The 20,215-nt window shown below is 53.3% G+C and carries 22 protein-coding genes; all 22 read right to left on the reverse strand.

The features are described 5' to 3' along the window. Positions 1-3,162 (reverse strand): hypothetical protein (locus tag IAG03_RS11245; RefSeq protein ID WP_249320126.1); only part of this gene is annotated, 3,162 nt, incomplete at its 3' end. 16 nt (positions 3,163-3,178) lie between these two features. Beyond that, the gene (locus IAG03_RS11250) at positions 3,179-4,378 is read right to left on the reverse strand and encodes a LysM peptidoglycan-binding domain-containing protein (protein ID WP_249320127.1); all 1,200 of its coding nucleotides are present in this window, start codon (positions 4,376-4,378) and stop codon (positions 3,179-3,181) included. Next, positions 4,365-4,760, reverse strand: coding sequence for a hypothetical protein (locus IAG03_RS11255; RefSeq protein WP_249320128.1), 396 nt, complete (start codon positions 4,758-4,760; stop codon positions 4,365-4,367). Before IAG03_RS11255 ends, IAG03_RS11250 begins: the two co-directional genes overlap by 14 nt. Before the next feature lie 14 nt (positions 4,761-4,774). Further along, positions 4,775-6,757: a DUF859 family phage minor structural protein gene (locus IAG03_RS11260; RefSeq protein WP_249320129.1), complete on the reverse strand. Its 1,983-nt coding sequence runs from the start codon at positions 6,755-6,757 to the stop codon at positions 4,775-4,777. A 28-nt stretch (positions 6,758-6,785) separates the two neighbouring features. Further along, on the reverse strand, positions 6,786-7,595 hold the full coding sequence (locus IAG03_RS11265) for a hypothetical protein (protein ID WP_249320130.1): 810 nt from the start codon (positions 7,593-7,595) through the stop codon (positions 6,786-6,788). Between the two features lie 3 nt (positions 7,596-7,598). Further along, positions 7,599-9,488: a hypothetical protein gene (locus tag IAG03_RS11270; protein ID WP_249320131.1), complete on the reverse strand. Its 1,890-nt coding sequence runs from the start codon at positions 9,486-9,488 to the stop codon at positions 7,599-7,601. After that, positions 9,476-9,862, reverse strand: a complete 387-nt coding sequence (locus IAG03_RS11275) for a hypothetical protein (RefSeq protein ID WP_249320132.1) — start codon at positions 9,860-9,862, stop codon at positions 9,476-9,478. Before IAG03_RS11275 ends, IAG03_RS11270 begins: the two co-directional genes overlap by 13 nt. A 73-nt stretch (positions 9,863-9,935) precedes the next feature. Beyond that, positions 9,936-10,184 (reverse strand): hypothetical protein, encoded by a 249-nt coding sequence (locus IAG03_RS11280; protein WP_249320133.1) that lies wholly within the window; start codon positions 10,182-10,184, stop codon positions 9,936-9,938. Between the two features lie 59 nt (positions 10,185-10,243). Beyond that, on the reverse strand, positions 10,244-11,464 hold the full coding sequence (locus IAG03_RS11285; protein WP_249320134.1) for a N4-gp56 family major capsid protein: 1,221 nt from the start codon (positions 11,462-11,464) through the stop codon (positions 10,244-10,246). Between the two features lie 37 nt (positions 11,465-11,501). Next, entirely contained in the window at positions 11,502-12,479 is a 978-nt protein-coding gene (locus IAG03_RS11290) for a hypothetical protein (RefSeq protein ID WP_249320135.1), read from the reverse strand. A 215-nt stretch (positions 12,480-12,694) separates the two neighbouring features. After that, a complete protein-coding gene (locus IAG03_RS11295) occupies positions 12,695-13,024 on the reverse strand; it encodes a ribosomal-processing cysteine protease Prp (protein ID WP_249320136.1) in 330 nt (109 codons plus the stop codon). A 10-nt stretch (positions 13,025-13,034) separates the two neighbouring features. Further along, the gene (locus IAG03_RS11300) at positions 13,035-15,104 is read right to left on the reverse strand and encodes a portal protein (RefSeq protein WP_249320137.1); all 2,070 of its coding nucleotides are present in this window, start codon (positions 15,102-15,104) and stop codon (positions 13,035-13,037) included. 15 nt (positions 15,105-15,119) lie between these two features. Further along, a complete protein-coding gene (locus tag IAG03_RS11305; protein WP_249320138.1) occupies positions 15,120-16,562 on the reverse strand; it encodes a phage terminase large subunit in 1,443 nt (480 codons plus the stop codon). Next, positions 16,559-16,978, reverse strand: coding sequence for a hypothetical protein (locus IAG03_RS11310; protein WP_249320139.1), 420 nt, complete (start codon positions 16,976-16,978; stop codon positions 16,559-16,561). Before IAG03_RS11310 ends, IAG03_RS11305 begins: the two co-directional genes overlap by 4 nt. 17 nt (positions 16,979-16,995) lie before the next feature. Beyond that, entirely contained in the window at positions 16,996-17,250 is a 255-nt protein-coding gene (locus tag IAG03_RS11315) for a hypothetical protein (protein ID WP_249320140.1), read from the reverse strand. A 201-nt stretch (positions 17,251-17,451) separates the two neighbouring features. Further along, complete coding sequence (locus IAG03_RS11320; RefSeq protein WP_249320141.1) at positions 17,452-17,904, reverse strand: hypothetical protein; 453 nt, start codon at positions 17,902-17,904, stop codon at positions 17,452-17,454. 25 nt (positions 17,905-17,929) lie between these two features. Then, the gene (locus IAG03_RS11325; protein ID WP_249320142.1) at positions 17,930-18,163 is read right to left on the reverse strand and encodes a helix-turn-helix domain-containing protein; all 234 of its coding nucleotides are present in this window, start codon (positions 18,161-18,163) and stop codon (positions 17,930-17,932) included. Between the two features lie 43 nt (positions 18,164-18,206). Beyond that, on the reverse strand, positions 18,207-18,386 hold the full coding sequence (locus IAG03_RS11330; protein ID WP_249320143.1) for a hypothetical protein: 180 nt from the start codon (positions 18,384-18,386) through the stop codon (positions 18,207-18,209). A 137-nt stretch (positions 18,387-18,523) separates the two neighbouring features. Continuing rightward, entirely contained in the window at positions 18,524-18,934 is a 411-nt protein-coding gene (gene dut, locus IAG03_RS11335; protein ID WP_249320144.1) for a dUTP diphosphatase, read from the reverse strand. Positions 18,935-18,973: 39 nt separating this feature from the next. Next, on the reverse strand, positions 18,974-19,135 hold the full coding sequence (locus IAG03_RS11340; RefSeq protein ID WP_249320145.1) for a DUF3310 domain-containing protein: 162 nt from the start codon (positions 19,133-19,135) through the stop codon (positions 18,974-18,976). 3 nt (positions 19,136-19,138) lie between these two features. Then, positions 19,139-19,792, reverse strand: a complete 654-nt coding sequence (locus IAG03_RS11345; RefSeq protein WP_249320146.1) for a hypothetical protein — start codon at positions 19,790-19,792, stop codon at positions 19,139-19,141. Positions 19,793-19,797: 5 nt separating this feature from the next. Continuing rightward, positions 19,798-20,073 carry a hypothetical protein gene (locus IAG03_RS11350; RefSeq protein ID WP_249320147.1) on the reverse strand — a complete coding sequence of 92 codons (276 nt, stop codon included), beginning with the start codon at positions 20,071-20,073 and terminating at the stop codon, positions 19,798-19,800. Positions 20,074-20,215: the final 142 nt, after the last annotated feature.

Genomic DNA, 20,215 nt, shown 5'->3' on the forward strand with positions numbered 1-20,215 from the left:
AAATGCCCCTGTGCGCCCTTCTGCGCCGGTTTCTGTTCCATAGGGGTTGTTTCCCCGCTGTGCCGAAACGCCGCCGGTTTGCCCGTCCTGGACGGCAAAATTGCCTATTTCTCCGTAGCCTTGCGCTTGCGCTCCTGCTCCGCTGCGAATTTGGCCCACATTTCCCGATTCTTGCGCTTCTTCTCTTCCGGTATTAGATCCGGGAGTTTCACTCCGGAATAGCCCTCGACCAGTTGTTTCATCCGTTTCTGCATAGCCTCTTTCTCTGCTTTGTCCATTGTTTGCACGCACCTTTCCGTCTTGTAAAAACATGTCATGCAGCATACTCCACGATTCTGTAATTGCGTTCGAATCATAGAACATGGATGCAAAATCTTCACTTAATGAACCATCATTTGCTTTCAGGTCCCCACTGACATATCCTGTGAACTCTTCAAAAAACTTCCTGTAATCTTTTGTAATATCGAGTTCGCCATTAAAATATGCATCGCTAATTTTATCCGCAATATCCTGAAACGCTTCACTCTGAAAATTGATGTTTCCGCTCTCCGCAATGCTGTCATAGAACGCCTGGGACTCTGCGGCGTGGCGCTCTTTGCCGACATGGTACATTTCATGCCCGACAATCTGACCGGTCGAGAGCGTGCTGTCTGCGTCGTTCCGGACAAGAATGCTGCCGTCCTTCAGCGTAGAGGCCTGTCCTCTCTGCGTCACAACACGTCCGTTCCGCTCGCTCTCTGCCGCCCCGTCCGTGATCGTGCTTGCAATCCCCAACTCGTCAAAGCCCGACTTGATCTCCTGCGACCGCGGCGTATATGCTTCCGGCGCCGTCTCCGTATACCGATATGTAGCGTCCCCGACCGTCCGCTCCTGCGGGCCGGGCGCAGTGCGCCCCTCTGTCTCTATCATATTCCCGTTTCCGGGATTTGTAAAGGGTTCATTTTGGCTGCGCAAATTTCCAATTCCGCCAGAGACCGTACCGCCGACGCCGCCCATCAGTCCGCCGCCAAGCGCGGCAAGCCCGACGTTCTGCGCAAATGTTTTCGTCGCCTGCTCTTCCGCCTGCTGCCGCGTCAGCCCCTGCGCAATTCCCTGTCGGACTTCAAGCTGATAATTAGAAAGCTCTCCCAGCACCGCCGTGTCGGAGATAAAGTTTGCCACTTCGGTGAGCGCCTCTTCACTTCCTTCAATTCCGGCCTGCTTTAGTCCGGTCAAAAGCAGAGACCGGCGCGCACCGGGGGTTGCTGCACCGAACAGGTTGTCCAGTCCGATTTTTTCAAACGCCGCCTCGGCAACACCCGCGAGCCCGCCCGCAACAAGCGCCTGATCCGTGTCTCCGCCCCGCTGCAGCACGTCGTATGAAGTGTCCGAAGCAGCCGAAAGTCCGATTACCGCAAGTCCGCCCGGGCCGAACGCCGCAGCAGATCCCACGGAATCTACAAACGACATTCCGGTGTCATAGAGGAACGAAAGCGCTTCCCCTCCAAACCCGCCGACACTGTTCTGAATCCCTTCCCCGGTTGTGCCGCGGATTGCCTGGTTCATCACAGTTGCGTCGAAATAGGGGCTGTATGGGTCGGCATCTTCTCCGGATAGCGTTTGACGCAGAACATACCCCATTGCTTTGCCTTTATTCACGCTATTCAGCACGGAATAGGCATTTGACAAAATTGCCGTCCCCGTGTTTTTGGAAGCAAATCCCGCCGTTCCTTCCGCCAGATTTTCGGAATATCGCTTGTTTAAAAGAGGCATCAGCTTTTGCAAATACTCTTTTGCTGCCGTTTGATCCTCCGGCTGATACAGATAGTTGTAAATCTGCACCTCTTCCGGTGTCATTTCTGCAATCGGCGCATCTTCTTCCCGCCTGCCGGCAAGTCCGAGTTCTACCATTTGTCTGGCTTCTCCAAGATCATTGACCAAATCATATTGAAAATCATCGCCGGAGTTGTACATATGGCTGCCGGACTGCGTTTCTTTGCTTGCGTAGCCCTCGTTTACGCTGGACTTTTCCGCAAAATCCGCATTGCGCCGAAGATCTTCATACGGCTGCAGCTCTTCCTGCAGCTTCCGCAGACGTTCCTGCTCCTTTTGGTAAACCCCTGCGTCCGTCGAAGCAGAAGAGAACGTTTCATCCGCCTCATGATCCCGGGTATAGGCCTCATAAACGCGTTTTTGCAGGGTTTCCAGCTGCCCGCTGAACAGTTCCGGGTTTTCCGCATTGAGCAAGACGCCGTACTTTTTGGCATAGGTTTCCAGCTCCGGAAGGGACTGCTCCCGGAATTCCCGGCTAAGCGCAATCTGGTCTCCGGAATAGTCCCAATAAGGCAAGCTTGTCAGCGCGCGAATGCGTTCATATTCCTTCCATGTGTTCCCGGCGTTTTCCCGCGCAGACTCCGCCTGTTTCTGCAAAGTGTCCGAATTGCCCGTCCGCACCTGTTCTCCGTAAACCGTCTGATAGGCTTTTCGCAGGTCATCCTCCGTAATGCCGTAGCGCTCTTTGTATTTCTCGCTGCGTCTGCCCTTGTCCTGCACCATCTGATACAGCGTGTCAAGTCCCGGATTGTCCTGCAACAGCCGCTGAATCCGCATCGCCTGTTCCTGCGCTTCACCCTCAACCTTCTGATACACATCCGGCATCTGTTTCTCCGGCTGAAACTGCTGCGGAAACGCCCCGCGCGCCTGATTTTCTTTCTTGCCGGCGGCGCTGTTCTTTTTTTTGTCCAGCCCATCCAGAAGGGACGAAAGATTGCTTTCCAGCTCCGAGAGCGCGCTGCTTCCATAATACGCCTTGTATGCTTTGTAATTCGACTGGATATCATCGAGAAGCCCCGTAATTTCTTTTCGCTGCTCGGAAACCGCCGTGGTGTATTTGTTGTTTCGTCCGGAAGTCGCCCCGGGAGAAGGATTTGCCCGATAGCGGTCGATCTCTTTCTGCCGTTCGATCACAGAGGAAACCCGTTCGAGTCTGCGGTTTTTCCGCCAGTCGCCAAGCTCCGCGTCGTGTGCCGCCTGCGCAATGGTATGAGAATTGAGCTTTCCGGAACTTCCGCCGGAAGAATAATATTCTTCCTCCTGACGGTCTATCTGGTCCAGTTCGTTTTGAATCAAAGCCTCTGCCATTGATTTGGAAATTACTTTTTCTCGTTTGTAGATCGCTGCCATACACTTGCCCCTTTCCTCATCCAAGACCGATCTCTTTCAGGATCTGTGCGCCCTGTGCCGGTGAAAGCATTCCTTCTGACACCTTCTGGCTCACATAATTGCTTGCAGCCTTTTTCCCGTTTCTGTTCATGAGCGTAATCGCCCGGTTTTTATAGAGCGGACGATAGCCGTTCGCATCGTATTCGTCAAACCCAGCCTCCTTCTTGTTGATATTGTTATCAGAAGGATGCCACTCGCTCCCACCGCGCGACGACCCTCCGCTCGACGACCCTCCGCCCGACGAACGTCCGCCGCCTCCGCCGCCGGACCCCGAAGCTGCCGCCTGTGCCTTCTGCCATTCCCACTGCTCTCTTGCAAAGTCCTGCTCCGCCTGCCAGTTGGCCTGATCCTGCGCGTCCTTCTGCTTGCCGTAATAATAGTCCCGGTCAGCCTGCCACGCAGAGAGATTGTTTAAATACCGCTCATATTCCTGCTGGGACATGTCGTTGTATTTCGTGTAGTAATAGGTCAGGTCGTTGTAATAGTCGGAAACCTTGTCGCGATACCGCCCGTAGTCGCTCTCATCCAGGCCCTGCAGCAGCCCCGCCTTGTTGTAAAGATCCTCGCCCTCTGTGCGATAGCGGTCATAGGCTGCGCTGTACAGCTCCGGAATTACGTTGTTCAGTTCGCCAAGATAATTCTGGTACGCCTGGTTTCCCGCCGTCGTCGCATAGGACGAGCCGTACCCGCCGGTCAGGGAAGCCGCCTCGCCCATCGTGTCGATCATGGCTTGCTGGCCGAGTTTGGTATACTGATCTTTGTATTGTTGGTAAAGTGGATCCGCATTGAAATCATAGGTAAAATCTTTTCGATTCAGAATATTGTCCAGAATCTCGTCAATCTGATCCGCATAGGCGCTTTTGTATGCGCCGGGCTTCTTCTTTTCATAGCCTGTAAGCGTCTTTTTTACCGAAGTAAGCGTTTTCGACGGCCGATAGGCGTTCGGTTTTTTTGCCTCTACCTTTTGCAGCGGCGTCAGGGACTGCTTTTTTGCAGCAGAAGTCGAGTTCCCGGTGCTTTTGCTGCTGCTTGTCCCGGGAATCTTCAGGGTATTGCCGGCATAAATCAGATTGGGATTTGAAATGTTGTTTTCTTTTGCAAGCGCGCTGACGGTTGTCCCGTATTTCTGCGCAATGCCGTACAGCGTATCGCCGTTTCGAATCTTATACGTTGCCATGTTCACTGCCTCCTAACAAAATTTGAAGTTCCCGCGCCCGGGCCTGTTTCTGTTTTGCCTCCTGGTCAAGCGCCGCAATATCCTGGTCAAAGGCTTCCCCCAGCCGCAAGCTGCGCTGATACTGCATACATTGGTTGTCATACCAGGAAAACCAGCTGCTGATTTCCTGCCACTCGATCGCGGCGTTCTCTTTTTGCAGCGCCCGCGCACACCGGTCTGCATCCGCGATAAGCTGCCCGTCCTGATACCGGTAATTGGAACACGATATCGCAAAATCTTCCGGCACAGGCCCGGTATATTCCACGCCCGGCGCCGCCTCATAGTCCAGGCAATATTCCGTGTAGCCGGTCACATATCCCTCTGTGTCCAGTTTCAGTTTCATCTTTGCACGCCCCCTTATACGTCGCTTTCTGCGCCCAGCAGTCCCCAGATCTTCGTGACCGCCTTCGCAGCGTTGACGCCGCCGATGGTTTTGCTCGACGCGCTCACATAGAAGTTTCCCGCGTTGCCATAGGTAACATTGTCTCCGGAAAGCGTCAAACCGAAGGTCACGACCCAGGGGTTTGTGCTCGAAAAATACCCGCCGACACCGCGGATATTGTCCCCCTTCCGCAGGCCCAGCACCGGTGAATTGTCGTCGAGATAGAGCAGGAAAATGTGATATCTGGAGATTCCGGGAACCGCTGTCGCGCCGCTGCTGCTGCCGATCGTTCCGGAAAACAACAGCTCAAACACGAAGCTGTAATCGAGTACTTTTCGCCGCGCATCATTCCGGCAGACCATTGCATATCCGCCGGTTTTGGTGCTAAGATACACGTTTCCCTGTGTTTCTCCGACGGCCTCGCCGATCCAGATGTTGTTGGAAGCATTGCGGGCAATCAGATTCGCATCCGTTCCGCCGGAAAGCAGACTGCGCACGCCGGCATTGTTCGGAAGATTCAGGTTTCCGCCCGCAGAAATCGCGTCCCGGAACCGCGCCGGCCACTTCACGTCCAGAAGATTGTCCTGCTCCGCATATTTGCCGATCCCGATTCCGAGTCCGGACGGGCGAATATTGAGAATTGCCTCTGACGTCGGAACGGTTCCCTTGTAAACGTCCGACTGCGAGAGCGCATCCGTTACGGTGATCTGCACCTCATAGGAATTGGCAATGCTGATAGCTCCATCCCCAAAGACGAGATCCTGTCCGCTGACAAGCGCCTGCGGCACCGTGTTCCAGCTGCTGCTCCCCGCCACCCGATACTGTACCCTGCTTGCCGTCAGACTGTTTTTTCCTGACAAGCTGGTATACCCGAAGATCGCCCGCACCCGGATATATGTGCCGACCGGACTGTCGCCGCCGAGCGTTCCGTCCTCTGCCGGTGCAAGGCAGCGCTGCATATCCACGCTGCTGATGACCGGCGGCTTGTATGCCGCAACCGTGATTTTCTGCGTCTTTTTGGTTTGGTAGCCCCTTGCGTTTTTAACAACCGCCGTTAGCGTCACAGTGCCCGCATTCGGCAGAAGGCCGGAGGTAAACAGAACGCTTTTGGATGATGTGCGTCCGTCTGTAATGGAGTAGGTCAGCGGAAGGCTGCCGTTTGCATCTGCAGCGCCCGTAATCGCAACGCTGACCTTTGACAGCGACTGCACATAGATGCCCCAGCTGTCCGGGACAATATCGCCGCTATGGATCGGGGAACTTAGCGTAAACGTCGGGCAAAAGGCGGCGCTGTTCGGAACCGCAAGGGTAATGGTTTTGGTTTTACTTCCGATTTCGGTGCTGCCGGAGTAGGTTTTGAGCGTCAGGGTGCAGGAAATGCGCGTTTTGGCAATGTTCGCGCTGCTGCCTGCAATGGATGCCGGCGGCGTCCACGAAACGCTGGTTCCGCTCGTTTTGGTCACAATCGTACCGGATGCACCGGCGCTGTAGGTGATTGTATGGGTAAAGGAACTCGATGCCCTCGCGATCTTGAGCGTCTGTTTGATGCCGATCGTTCCATTGGAAGCGGTCAGCGTCGAAGCGCGCGGAATGGTGGTGAGCTTTGCCGTTCCGCTCTGCGTCGAAAGCGTGAACATGTGCTCGCCGCTGACCTTTATGGTGACGCTTTTAGAGCCGTCCGCGCTGTGCGCAACCGTAACCGTATGCTCGACGCACAAGGTGTTGGAATCATAGGTAAACGAAAACGAACCGCTGTTTGTTTTGGACGATCCGTTGATCGTGATCGTAAAAGATCCCTGTCCCCAGGTCTCATAGCCGGTGTTCGTCCGGCTCAACCGCAGCTTTGCCGTAACCTTTGAGGTGTTGTCCGCCTCGCTGACGGCGCTCTCGCTCCAGGCCACTGTCCCGGAAATATACTGGTTGCTGGTTGTTACTTTAAAAGAACCGGATGCCGCCATGTGTTCCTCCTTTTCCGCTCATGTCCCTTCATCCTGCCGAAACCCGGCTTGTCAGCGTCAGCCCGGTTTCAAGATCTGTCTTTAAATCGAACAGCCGGTTGTGCGCGTCCGTCCCGAAGGTGAGCAGCTTTAAAATCTGTGCTTCTGTGATATACAGTTTTTTCTCGCTGATATAGGCTACCTCATAGTCGGTGCTTCCCGGCTGAACAAACGAAAGCCGGTCGTTTTGAAGCTTTGCGACAATCCGGCTGTCATCCTTTCCGATCTCGATCCCATCCGCAGAAAACCGGATATAGGTCCGGAACGCCTGGCTGAATGCATGTAAGTCGTCCGCATCCTGAAAGTCGTATGCGCTTTCAAATACCGCCATGAGCGCCTCCGCGGTTTGTTTGAGGTTGGATTCCACAACCCCGGCGAGCGTCTCTGTTTCGGTTTTCAGCGTGTAGGTTTCCGAAACCGTCGAAGTAATCTGATCCGCAGCCGTTTCAATTTCGCTTTGATACGCCTTTTCAATCGCATCCGCCCGGGTCTGCATTTCGGTCAGCAGTTCCTCGTATTGTTCCCGCAGGGTTTTTTCCGTGTCCGCAAGCCCGTTTGTCAGCGTCTCGCCTTTTATGCTGTTGGCGTCCGTGCGCTGTGCAATGGCGTTCACCTTTTCAGAAAGCCCTTTTGCACCTGCGTACTGCTGCCGCAGCTCTTCGGAAAGATTTTCCTCCCCGATATTTGAGAGCGCATACTGCAGCTGCTCCGTAAGCTGATAGAGATAGCTGCGCAGCTGCCGCGCCTGCTCTGCGCTTCCTGCCGATGTGTGAAGCTGCGGCAAAGAAAGGGTATACATATGCTACACCTCGCTTCCTTGTTCCAGTTCCTTTGTTGCGCCCAAGATCAGGCAAGGGCCCGTCCCTGCCATCCGAATCCGAACGCTGTCGCTCCGGTGCGGCAAAATCGGAACCGCATAGGTTTTCCGCACCGCCGCCGTTGTCTGAAAGACCGTCTCCCAGCTCGCGCCGTGATCGTAGGAAACCGAAAGCGCGGCAGAAGAGCCCGCCTCCAGCTGCATCCGAATCTGCATCCGTGCAAGATATTTCCGGTCGAACACATCCTGCCAGAGGTCGCCGCTCTCCGCATACCACGAGACTGCGCCTTCGTCCGTGCCGGTCAGCCCGGAAACGGACGCTGCGCCCTGGATGCCGCGAATACCGCCGCTTTCCCCGTCGAGATAGTAAAGGCTATCCCCAAGCCTTGCAAAATATGTCGCGTGCGTTCCGTCCTCGCGATGCCAGAAGCCGTACGCCTCGTCGTACACAAAAAGATGCCACGCAGAATCCGGCGACTGCATGGAAAGGTAGTACCGTCTGCCCAGCGCGCCTGCACTTGCGTTCCGGTACAGAATCGGGCCGAGCGGCGCGCCGATATCATACGGCATCGCGCCGTCATACCCGCAGACGCTGTCCCGGCTCTTGTAGTACAGCGTTTCCCCTACAATCTGCAGGCTCTGTTCACTTCCCTTTGCCACACCGCGCGCGCGGATGCTCGCAAGCTGGAAGTTTGCCGGTTTCGTTCCGTAGATTCTGTGGATGAGATCCTCTTTAAAAAAGAGCACATACCCCAGGTGCGCAATACAGCCGGTGAAATCGCCGACCGACCCGACGGTCAGCGCATAGCTGTCCTGCGAGGTTCCCAAAAAGCAATTCCAGTTTTTCGGATCGCCAAGCGCCGAGGCATAGATTTCGTGCTTTTCCGAAGAGCATCCCCAGATCCGGTTGTTGAGCTCGCACACAAAATCCATGTCCGGCACTTTGCGGGAAATGGTCAGCGGCGTCTCCTGGGAAAATCCCAGGTCCAGAATTCCCGAAACCGTAAGATAGTTTTCTCCCCGATCGTAAATCAGAAACTCGCCGTTAAAGGCATCCTCTTTGCATCCGGAAATGGTAACGCCCTCATACTGCTGGAAAAAAGAGCCGATCCCAGATGAAGAAATCCGCACATACGTGCTCGGGACCGGCGTCCACGTGCCGCTGCTCGATGCAAACTGCTTGAGCGCGTGCGGGTTTGCGCTGGTGTCCATCCAGTAATCCCCGTTTTTCGGCGCTTCCGGTGCGATTCCCGATACCGTATAGGCTTTGTATGGTTCCGTTGTGGTCTCCCAGTTTGATCCGTTATATTTCTTCATCACAGGGGTGTTTCCGCTGGTGTCGAGCCACAATTCGCCTGTTTTCGGAGATTTCGGCGCAGTGCTGCCGATGGCGTAATTGAGGAACGGATCGCTTGTGCGTGTCGTCAGCGCAAAATGTACGTCGTCGGTTGTGGCGAACGACGCTTCCAGCGTTCCCCATTCCTGGGTTTCGGTATTGTAGTACCGTTTATCCGGAAAGATCACAAAATATGCGCCCATCGATACGAATTGACGGCGTTTGCCGGCGGGCAGCACCGGCAGCGTTGAAACTGCACTGCCGTTGTAATAGAACACGTTGTTCTCTACCCAGCAAAGGCGCTCTTTTGCAGAAAGCCCGGAAAGCGCCGTGAATTCTGTCGGGCCGCTGTAAAGCTTCCGTGCGGCGCGCGGCGAAAGCGCCGGATAGCGCGCGGAGCACAAATTTCCCATATTGTAAAACTGCGTGTCGTCCGCCGCGTCGGTGTGGTTATAGCCCTTAAAATCGAGCTGCACCGTCTGCCGCCGCGCGGTTTCTTCTAAATTCGGCAAATACATCCTTTCACCTACTTTGCGCAAATCCGGTTTTCCTGCAGAGGCAGGTGTGTCCGATTGTAAAAATTGGCGTAGGCCTGATAGGCCGTGTTGTAAAGCATGGCGGAATTGTTGTATCTTGCGAACTCCGCGTTTGCAAAATCAATCTGTGCAAATAAATACTTGATGTACACATCGGAATACGGCTCCGGAATCAGCAGCGTCTGCGACTGGATGCCGGCTTCCTCCGGATCATATCCCGCATATTCTGCGCCGATGCCGTCTTTGTTTTCGTGTGTGCGGATGATTTCCTGCAGCACAAGGCCGTCCAGATCCGATAGCCACCGAATTTTTTCCGCTTCGCTGTAAGCGTTTGGCTTTTGCCCGTCGCAGCGCGCAATTGCCTCCTGAATCGTCACGTCCGATTTTCCTCCTTTCGAAAAAAGGGACGTGCCTGCACACATCCCTTTTCAGCCGGCCTGCCGCCCTTCTTTAGTTTTGCGCAATCCCCGCAATAAACGAGTAGGCCGCCTCGTCCTGCTCCGTGGAATTCTGGATAATCTCCGCAACCGCGCGCGGGACCAGAACGTCCACGCCACGCTGAATCAGATAGGTTTTTCCGTTGAGCCCCACAAACAAATCCGCCTGTTTGTTTTCCCGATCCCGCGGCAGGTGGATGTATACCTTTTCTTCCATCGGATCCGGCGCCGCAGCCGGTTTTACGCTTTCTTTACTCGCCATAAAAAAGCCCCTTTCTCTTGCGGGCAGGGCGGAAACACCCGCCCCGCCCGTCTGTTTTCTTAGTTTGCTTCTACGTCTTTGCTGAAGCTTGAGCAGGTCTCAATCCGCACCATGTATTCCTCCACAAGGCGCTTCGCGGTTTTGATCGCCTTCCAGCCGACCGAGCTGCGCTGATTCAGCGGGTCGTCGCCGTAGCCGAGCTGCTTGACGATGTGCTGCAGGCCGCCGCCCGTTACTTCGGTAACGCCGTACGCGTTCGCACCGAGCACCATGGTTGCATATACGCCGATGCCGCCGGCGCCGCCCTCGCCGGGATAAATAACCGCATTGTCCTCTGCGGTGACGTTCGTGTCCAGCGTCAGCGTAGAAGTCGTATTCGCCGTGACCTTCGCTCTGGTTCCGCCTACAAGGACATACCGCCCGACCAGCGCATTTGCCGCAACCGTTCCGCCGTCAAAGGTGACCGATTTGCTCCCGGAAGAGATTGCACCGTTTACGGTCAGTGTCCGGCCGTCCTGCGCCAGATCCGCGCCCTGCCAGATTTTCGCTTCGGTCGTCTCCACAAAGCGCACGCCGCCGATCTTTCCGATCTCGCCGTTAAAGATCGCCTCCGGATTTGCATACTTGTTGATATCCACCCAGGAGCCGGCATCCTTTGCCGCAACCATCAAATCTTTTGCCACATGCGGATGGATAATCGCCACATAGGAGCCGTCAATCTGCGGCGCGTTGGCCGCCTTGAGGATCGCCGCTGCCTTAAAGATCAGATCCAGTGAAATCAGATTCGATTCGCCGAGACCTCCGCGGGTTGTGCCGCTGGCATAGAGCACGTTCGTGCCGCCCACAATCTCGTTGCGGGTGATGGTGTCGAGCGTGCGGCCCGCCTGTGCGCCCAGAAGCTTTGTCGCCTCCACGACCGTGTTGTCGATCGCGGTCAGCTCCAGAACATCTGATTGCTGGACGAAATCGCCGTACTGCGCAACCTGCGCGGTGATCGCCGTGACGTTGAGCTTGTTGCCCGCCGGCGTAACCCCTTCGGTAATGGCCTTGAGCGCTTTCGGCAGTGCGCTGAATTTCCGGAATTCAATCGATTTTCCGCCGTTTTTCGGAATCGGGCGCTTTTGGCCGAACTGATCGTGTACAAGGTTCGGCTCCGCCATATCGATGAGCGCCATATCATAGAACGTTTTCATCTCCGGGGAAAGATCATTTCCCGCGGCATTCAGCAGCGTTGTCTGCGTGTCAAACAGCTGTAAATTGAGTTTGGTTTCGAATTTCATGTTTTTCTCCTTTCCTTTTTTCAGAAAACAGATTGCGCTAAAATACAATCCGTTCCCCGCGTTCTGCCCTGCGCATGACTTCTGCGCGGTCTGCTTTCGTGAGTTTGGAAACATCCGTCTTGGTGATCACGCCGGCAGGTGTGTGCACGCCGTTTTCGGCCGGCCGTGCAGCCTTGGCCTTTACATTGTTCGCCACCTGCTCCGAAACTTTTTGCGCCGTATACTGCATCGCGCCGCTGATAATTTCATCCTTGTGCAGCACCTCGTATGCGGTGCGGACATCAATCCCATTCCGTAAAAGGCCGACAAACTGCGGGTTTTTCACTTCCTGCCCGAGCTCAAAGGCCGGGTAGACCGTCTTAACCGCTTCGCTTTCTTCCTGCCATTTCCGCAAAGCCTCCTCGTGCTGATCCTGCGCCTGGCGTTCATCCAGCGCACGCTTGAGCGCTGCGTTCTGCCGCTCCATTTTCCGGATCTCCCGGAGCTGATCGGCAGTCATGCCGCGTTTTTCTGCCTCCGCTTCATAGATCTTGTGATCCGATTCAATCGCTTCCAGCAGCTTTTCCGGATCCTTATCCTCCACATGGTACACCTCTGCCAGCGTCTCCAGCAGCGGCGTATACCGTTCCGCCTGTGCTTTGAACTCCCGGCTTTCCCGGAATCGCTGATTGATGATCTTCTGCACGCGCTCGTCGAACGCCTGCTTGTATTCGCCTTTAATCAGTTCCTCAAAGCTCGGCTTTGCGGGCGGATCCTCCGCGTTCGGTGTTTCCTCGTTTTGCTCCCCGGCGTCGGGAGCGGCTTCTTCTGCTTCCTGCTTTCCGTATCGCACGGCAGAAAGCGGATTCTTTGCTCTCGCCCGTTCCTTTGCGGCGTCCAAAGGGGATTTGTTTTCGCCCGAATTTGCAGCGTCTTTTCCTGCGGTTTCCGCCGAAGCGGCGGCTGCTGTCGCCGCGCCTCCCTCTGCACCGGCTGCGCCGTCAAACAGACGGAGATCCAAATTTGTAATTTGCATGTGACTGCTTCCTTTCCATCGTCTTTCCGAAGTGCCATTCATCCGAAGGCGTGCGCCGCCCTCGCTTCTTCTTCTATTGTAGAAAATTCAAAAAATTCCGTCACCCTAGTTTTTTTCTCCGCAAAATCATTTGCAATTTTAAAAGGGAATCATGATGCTGCAATGTTACAAACGCATACAAAAAAACGGAGAGGCGGCAACCCTCTCCGTTTCTGTTATCCTTTCATTTCAATAGCGACATTTTCCGGATATCTTTCCTGCAGCAGCTGAAAGCCCGTGAGAATCGTATCGAGCATTGCGCGCACTTCTTCGGCGTGCGTTAAAACTGCAATCTGAAACGCCACATCTCCCGGCGTTACTTTCCGGCGCTGCAGCCGCACAAGCCCGCGCGCCTCCTGCGTTTCCAGGCATGCGCTAAGCGTGCACACCAGCATAGAGATCCCCGCGCATACAAGATCGCGTTCCCCCTGCCTCGCAAAATCGGCATGCCCCTGCAGCCGGACGGACACGCACCCGCAGGATTCTTTCCATGTAATCTGCGTCATGGTGCGCCTCTTAGTTGGGCGACGACGCTTCCGCTGTCCGCCGCCGCGCCGACTCCGTTACGCTGGATTCGGATGTTCTCTTCGCCGCCCCGAGCGCATCCGTGTCCACGACGCCGGTGCTGTCTCTGCCCGGCGCCCGGCCCATTTCCGCCGCGCCGTTTTCCGCAACCAGCTGCAAGGCATTCGTGCCGTAATTCTGATCGATAATCGCCGCCATTTTGGCCATTTGCTCCTGCATCTGCCGCACCATCTGCAGCAGCGTTCCGTTCTGGCTGATCTTCTGCATCACGGTATCTTTCCCCTCAAAATCCATCATATCCACGCAGACAAGCGCCTGATCGGCAAGCTCCGGATTGAAAAAGCCCATGCTGTAAAGCTCTTTTGCAAGCTCATTCTGCGAGATTTTGGAAAACGGCGAGGCTTTTTGCGAGGTGATCCGAATATCAAATTCCGGCACGCGATATCCAAGCTCCAGCCCGAATGCACTGCCCTGCGCCTGCGGCTGCAGCCCGCGGTTGTCGTACGATACAAATTCCTGCGCGCCTTTTTCTCCGAGAATCCGGAAAAACCGGGGCTCATCATAAAATTGGCGAATGAGTTCCAAGCACAGATAATTGATTCTCGCAAACGCCCGGTACGCGCTCTTAATCATGTCGCGGGAGAGCTTGCTTCCGGCCTCCTGCAGCGCCGCAATGGCCGACGCCGCCGTCACGCCGGCGCTCGTGCCGCCCTGCGAAACATCCCGGTTTCCGCTGGTTTCCTTGAGCTCATCAATCTTCAGCTGCAAAATCTGCACGTAGATGCTGGAAAGCGGAATTGTTTCCATCTCGCGGATGCTGTCGTCGCCGAGCCCGCCGCCGGAAACATGGATGAAATCGCGGCTCCAATCGGCAAATTCTTTTTCGTTGACGCTGCCGTCATCCCGAATGAAATACCGCTTTTTCGATGCCATCAGCGCATTTTTGAGAATCAGCTGATTGAGCTTATCAATGTAAAGCTGCACGTCCTTCATCGTATCGATGTAGCCGAATCCGGCCGGCGTTCCCTCTTCCAAAAACAAAACGTCGAACACAAAGGGGTATTTCCCGTGATCATAGAATCCGCGCTCCATATAGTTTGGATCGTTTTCCGATGCATAAAGCACTTCTCCGCCCGCAAACTTGCAGTAGTGCAGAATCTCCCGATCTCCCGCAAGCTTCTTGTAGTACCAATCGATCACCGCCGTTTTCTTTGATGTATCAACGGTATCATCATAGATATATTTGGAAATATCCAGCGCACTGCCGCCGAGATTCTGCAGCTGCGGGTACTGCTCCGATAAGAGATCGTTGTCCGCGAGCTCCACGGAAAACAGATTGCGCGACTGCTGGATATCGCTGATTCCCGGCTCCCAAAAGAGATTGAGCAAATCCAGCTTTCGGATATCCACATCGCCCAGTCCGCCGTGCTTTTTGGCGTTCCAGAATACGCCGTACACGCCGGTCCCGGTTTTCAGCTTGTACCACCAGGCATCCGAATACGTCTGCTCAAACTGGTTCTGCTCCAAAATCACCGGCAAAATCGAGGAAAGAATCTTCGCCTCCTGCTTGTCCCCTTCCTCGCGCGGGAGAACGTTCGGCTCCGGATAATTATCCATTGCATCTGCATGCTTATTGGCAATGGAGTTGAATAGCCACGCCGACGCCGGATAGGGATCCGTGCCCGCATTTTCGCGAATCTGATCCCAATGCCGCATCTTGTACCACTGTTCGTTTTCGATGATCCGGCGCTCCAAATTCGCCTTGCCGCGCTTGTATTCCTGCAAGGTGGCCTGCGCCTGTGCAATTTCTTTTTGCCCGATTGCCGCTTGCTGCCGCTCTGCCAGAATCTTCCCTGCCGGCACAGTCTCCGGCGCCGTTCCCGGAAGCAGCGTCTGCCGCATTTCTTCTGGATTTTCTTCCATCTGCGGACGTTCGGGTGCGCTTTCCTGCAGGGCTTCCGGCGCGCGCGGCAAGGTTTCCGCATCACGCTTTCGCGCGTCTGCGTCCCCGAATGTCTGCCGGGGCGCGCGCGCTTTCTGCTTTTTCTCTTTCTCTGCCATGCTGATGATCCCCCTTTAAATCTGATAGAATCGATATGGTACGTGCTGTCCGCGCCGCAAATCGAGCGGATCGTCTCCCAGCGGCGGCGCAGCTTCGTTTTGGCGCGGCGAAATCGGGCTTTCCATCAGGATGTACCGGCACATATCGTAAATGTGATCTTCTCCGTCCGTATCGATATCCTCCACATTCTTTTCATCATATACAAGCGCCGGAATCGTCCGGATGAAATGCTTGCAGGTTGAAAAAACTTGAAACATCGGTGCGCCGTCCGGATCGAACGCCAGGCGATAATGATACTGCATCTTTCCTGCAAGCCGCGTATTATCCCCGCCGGAAAAATAGATGAAGTTCGGAGCGCGCGCCATCATAATGGCAACCGATTCTCCGCGGCTCTCATCAAAAATAGAGGGATCCGCAATGCCGATGATATTTCTTCCGCGCAGATTTTCATCCTCGTTTTCAATTTCCCGAATCTTCGCTGCGATCTGTGCAGGATTGAGCTTCACGCCGGTATTCGGCGTCCCGGTACAACCGTAATATTCCCGAATATGATAAATTCTGCCCTCCGGATCGGCCGCGAACCAGCCCACAGCAAAGGGCCTTGCATATCCGAAATCGAATCCGCGCCAAACCTTCCAGTGCTTCGGAATCCGGAACGGATCGATCACATGCGTCCACCGGCGATCCGCATAGTGCGCCGGATCGTTGCGCCATTCGCGGAACACCTGCCCGTCAAAGCTATCCCAGGAACCGTACAGCAGCGCATTCCGCTCCGCTTCGGGGAGCGCTGCGAGATGCTTGATGTATTCCGGATCATTCTGCATCAGCGCCGGATTATCATACACTGTAGAAGGGATAAACACCCGGCTTTGCCTTTCGTGCCGCTGTGTGCCATCCGGTTCCCGCCACGCGATATCCTGCCAAATCGTCGTCATCGGCGGCGCGGCGCTGATAAAGCGCTCCTTTACCCATCCGTGGCCGATTCCGCCCGGGTTTGCCGTCGCCCGGACGTACACCCGCGTTCCGGGCCCGTTTGGGCGGTTTCGGGAAAACAAATAGCTGTATTCTTCCCAGGTAAAATGCGTAAGTTCATCAAACGCAATGAAATCATACGCCTGCCCCTGATATTTCACGCGATCCTTTGTGTGCTGCATCGAGCCGAATACAATTTTTGCGCCGCTCGGAAACATCCAGGTGTGCGCGCTTGCATTATATTGCGCCTTTGGAAAAATCCGCGGATAATAATTCAGGCTTTTGTCGATCAATTCCGCAAGCTGCGGATAGGTTTTGCGCAGAATAAGCGCTTTGTAATGCGGAATCGCCACTTGGCGCAACGCTTCTATCACAAGCGCCTCGCTTTTTCCGCCGCCGGCAGCACCGCCATAGAGCGCCTCATATTCCGGGCGCGCCATGAATACCGATTGCCGCCGCTGCGGCTGCCAAATTATGCGCTTCATGCCATTTCCTCCGCAGAAACAGGCGGAATCAGCGCCACGCCGGTTTCCTGCTCTTCTCCGGGCTCTGCGCGCAGCCCCTGAATCTCCATAATATCCCGAATCGCCGCGGTGATTTGCCGAAGCCCTGCGCGATCCACTTCCCCCTGGCTATCGAGCTGCGCAATCGCAAGTTCGATTTTCCCCACCAGGCAATCCGCAAGCTTCTGAATCCGCTCCATCCGCTCTACTGCATGCGCTTCGTTTTTTTGTACCGATTTCATCGCAACATCATTCCGAAATTCGTCGCGCAGCCGCTTCCATCCGCCTTTTGATGCCTGCCGGCCGAGCGTGCTGTTTGAAACGCCATGCTTCGCAGCCAGATCGCGATAGCTGATATCGGATGAAATATATTCTATTTTGATTTCATTCCAATCCAAGTTACCGCCTCCCGTTCTTATTGTATCGAATCGCGCGCCTCGCCGTCACCCGCCTTTTGCGCCTCGTACTTTTTTTCAACCATCTGCGCAATCGGGCAGCACGCAAAATGGAACTGGCTGCAATACTGCTCCTGCCAAAGCATTTTTTGGCCGGATGACGAAAATCCGAGGGAAAGCATTGTGCCCTCGGAGATCCCTTCACATGTAATTCGATATTCACTTTCCCGCTGATAAAACGGGCAAATTGTATTCGCCGTCCCCCAGAAATTCACCTGATCACCTTCCTATGCACGATCCGCGAACAGTTTGCTTTTGTATTTTTTTGCAACGCAAAACCGCACCGGCCCGATTGACCGATGCGGCTGATGAGAGGGAGTAAGAGCAAAAGGAGAATGACGTTCCTTGTTTGCGATTTTTTACAATATTATTATATCACAGAACGAGGCGATCTTTTTATCTGATAATTATCCAAATTAGTAATCTGTAAATCCATACATCCCAATCGTAAAATTATATATTGCTTTATCTTTCATTCTGTAAATTTCCGCTTGCTCCACGTGATATTTTTCTTTCAATCGATCGATGTATCGATCCGGGCGATTTATATAATAAACTTCCAGCACTTCGCGTTCCCTTGCATCGAGCGAATGCAAGCCGCGCTCTATCAAATGCACCATTCTTTTTACAGCGGATAGATTCATTTGGAGCCGTTCGCGCTTTACGATATTATCCAGCAGATGATCCTCCATCCGGATTCCGCCGCCCTGAATCGGAGATGAATCAAAGGCTTGCCCGCGCAGCGCCGTGTACTGCATATTCAGAATTTCGATCTGCTCTGTAATATTAGAAATGGATTGCTTTTTCTTTTCGTAACTTTGGAGATCTTCTATTGATTGCCGCTCCCAATTATGCGTCCCACGGCCCATTTAATCACCTTCCTGCGCCAACGTTTCAATCAATCTCAATATCGCTTTCCGATATATAGCTTTTTTTCGGAATCACCACTACTTTATAGCCCAAAATTTCAAGCATCTCACTAAACTTTTTAATCGTCATGTTATCGGTTTTTCTTTGATTCAGCCTATCCCAAAGCGCGGCCTGCGTTATCCCAAGCCGCGCCGCCATTTCTGCATTCGTTACACTTTGCATCCGCATAAGCGTGCTTATAATTTCTTTAGAAGTCATACGCTCCACCTGTTTTGAATAATAAAGCAAAAGCCGCCGCAGTTTAAGCCGGATATTTTACGAAAATTGCATCCATCGCTTCATTTTCCGACTCGAACATATCTTCAATTTCATCCCCTGTGCTTTCGTCAACCAGCCGGAACATGCCCGGATTATCAATGCTTTCATCAATCGCGATTCCGAAATGGTGTCCGTCAAAAATAGCGTTGCAAATGTGTTTCATATTTTTTACCTTCCTTTTTTGTTTTTTGTATCAAGTTTTTTCTTGATGACTAAAGTATATCAAGTTAAAACTTGTTTGTCAACCCCTTTTTTAAAATTTTTTCAAGTTTTTTCTTGATTTACAAAATTCGCGCAATTTTATCTCCCCGTGCTCCCGAATCCATGCTCCCCGCGCGCCGTTTCCGCGAGCGCATCTACTACGATGATTCCGGGCCGCATGCACGGCAAAATCACCAGCTGCGTAATCTTATCCCCACGGTTTACAAGATACGGCTGCGGGCCGTGATTATATAGTTTTACGCGAATCGATCCAGAATAGCCCTCATCAATTACGCCTTCGCTCAATATACCGTATTTTATATTCAGGCCGCTTTTGCTCTTGAGCATGCCAACTGTGCTTGGCGGCAGCTCCACGTGTACGCCCGTATCAATAATTTCACTGCCGCCCTTCGCGATCAGCACGGTAATTGGGCTTTTCAGATCCAATCCCGCATCCTCCTCGTGCGCCCGTTCGGGCATAATCGCATTTTCATCCAGCTTGATGTACATGATTTTCTACTTCCCTTCTTAAATACCAGATTGCCTTTTCTAGATCCTGCGCATAGGTTTGCGGATCTTTTTTCCTGCTCTTGCAATATATTTCACGGCATTTCCCAGATGAAATCCCAATCCCCACGCTTCGATTACGTTGATCGCTTCATAGATGTTCGCGCCGCCGTAATATTCCGGATGATCAATAGCGCTGCTCATTTTTCATTCCTCCAATATGATTTCTTTAAAATACGGAAGCGCCTCAATCCACCTGCACAGCATTCTCCATTCATCTAATTTATGATCTTTTCTGGCAAAATACATCGATTTCAGTACTTGATAATTCAGCTGGATCGTTCGCTTTTGATCGAAGCTGGCCGGCAATAGCTGGATGAGCTGCCACCAATCTTCTTTTTCTTTCGTGGCAAGGTAACGGCTTCTCCAAAAATTCAATTCATGAATAAGATTCTCTAATATTGCAAGCCCGGAAGGCTTTAAATGTTCCCAGGAAAAATCGCCCAGCGTAAATTCCTTTGCGTGAATCTTGTGCATCGTGGAGCAAGAATTCGCAACTGTACCAATCTTATAAGTATCAAACTCTTTCCACCAATAGAGCGGCGCCGTGATATCGCATACTACAGTGATCATCCGCAAGAATTTTGCATGATCACTGCCGGCTTTGGAGAGGGATTTCATCAGCTTCAGATCGTTTTCGCCAAGCATCCACTTTGCTTCATCATTTGGATTGATCGTGCCGGGATCTTCTATAAATTCCCAGCGGCTATCGCTCTTATCCCACGATTCAAGCGGATTCCGCATGCCGCGAATTGCGGATTCCCATCCGAAAATCTCGGCATTTTCAATTTTTATACTCATATCCCTTATCCTTTCTCAAATCCCGGGCAGCGAATCACCGTATATGTAGTTTCCGGCTTTCCCATATATTTTCTTCTGCACTTTTTTGCTTCCCAATCCTCACGCGGAGCAGGATTTCTTTGGTGCAGCGGGCAAGGCGTAAGATCGCCCATTGCGGCATACTTGCAATCCCAGCAAAGCGTTTCCCGCCCTGGTGATTTTCCCGGCGCTCTTTTGGCCTTTTTTCGGATATCGTATTTTCTCAATCGATAATCCAGCGCTTTTATTGATATCTCCAGCACTTTTGCCATTTCCTTTATTGGCATCCCGGATTGATATAGTTTGCAAGTTCGCTCAATTTCTTTCTGCGATAATTGCCCCACAGTTTATCGCTCCTTTCGCTTTGCGGCTTCCAGCGTTCGCTTTGCTTGATATTTTCCATAG

This window comes from Yeguia hominis (assembly GCF_014384705.1).
Taxonomy (GTDB): Bacteria; Bacillota; Clostridia; order Oscillospirales; family Acutalibacteraceae; genus Yeguia; species Yeguia hominis.

What these genes read in the sequence shown, in the direction of transcription:
- IAG03_RS11345 (WP_249320146.1), bottom strand. Translation starts at nt 19,792, where the DNA reads ATGAGTATAAAAATTGAAAATGCCGAGATTTTCGGATGGGAATCCGCA.
- IAG03_RS11285 (WP_249320134.1), bottom strand. Translation starts at nt 11,464, where the DNA reads ATGAAATTCGAAACCAAACTCAATTTACAGCTGTTTGACACGCAGACA.
- IAG03_RS11295 (WP_249320136.1), bottom strand. Translation starts at nt 13,024, where the DNA reads ATGACGCAGATTACATGGAAAGAATCCTGCGGGTGCGTGTCCGTCCGG.
- IAG03_RS11250 (WP_249320127.1), bottom strand. Translation starts at nt 4,378, where the DNA reads ATGGCAACGTATAAGATTCGAAACGGCGATACGCTGTACGGCATTGCG.
- IAG03_RS11340 (WP_249320145.1), bottom strand. Translation starts at nt 19,135, where the DNA reads ATGAGCAGCGCTATTGATCATCCGGAATATTACGGCGGCGCGAACATC.
- dut (WP_249320144.1), bottom strand. Translation starts at nt 18,934, where the DNA reads ATGTACATCAAGCTGGATGAAAATGCGATTATGCCCGAACGGGCGCAC.
- IAG03_RS11320 (WP_249320141.1), bottom strand. Translation starts at nt 17,904, where the DNA reads ATGGGCCGTGGGACGCATAATTGGGAGCGGCAATCAATAGAAGATCTC.
- IAG03_RS11260 (WP_249320129.1), bottom strand. Translation starts at nt 6,757, where the DNA reads ATGGCGGCATCCGGTTCTTTTAAAGTAACAACCAGCAACCAGTATATT.
- IAG03_RS11290 (WP_249320135.1), bottom strand. Translation starts at nt 12,479, where the DNA reads ATGCAAATTACAAATTTGGATCTCCGTCTGTTTGACGGCGCAGCCGGT.
- IAG03_RS11280 (WP_249320133.1), bottom strand. Translation starts at nt 10,184, where the DNA reads ATGGCGAGTAAAGAAAGCGTAAAACCGGCTGCGGCGCCGGATCCGATG.
- IAG03_RS11305 (WP_249320138.1), bottom strand. Translation starts at nt 16,562, where the DNA reads ATGAAGCGCATAATTTGGCAGCCGCAGCGGCGGCAATCGGTATTCATG.
- IAG03_RS11330 (WP_249320143.1), bottom strand. Translation starts at nt 18,386, where the DNA reads ATGAAACACATTTGCAACGCTATTTTTGACGGACACCATTTCGGAATC.
- IAG03_RS11255 (WP_249320128.1), bottom strand. Translation starts at nt 4,760, where the DNA reads ATGAAACTGAAACTGGACACAGAGGGATATGTGACCGGCTACACGGAA.
- IAG03_RS11325 (WP_249320142.1), bottom strand. Translation starts at nt 18,163, where the DNA reads ATGACTTCTAAAGAAATTATAAGCACGCTTATGCGGATGCAAAGTGTA.
- IAG03_RS11265 (WP_249320130.1), bottom strand. Translation starts at nt 7,595, where the DNA reads ATGTATACCCTTTCTTTGCCGCAGCTTCACACATCGGCAGGAAGCGCA.
- IAG03_RS11300 (WP_249320137.1), bottom strand. Translation starts at nt 15,104, where the DNA reads ATGGCAGAGAAAGAGAAAAAGCAGAAAGCGCGCGCGCCCCGGCAGACA.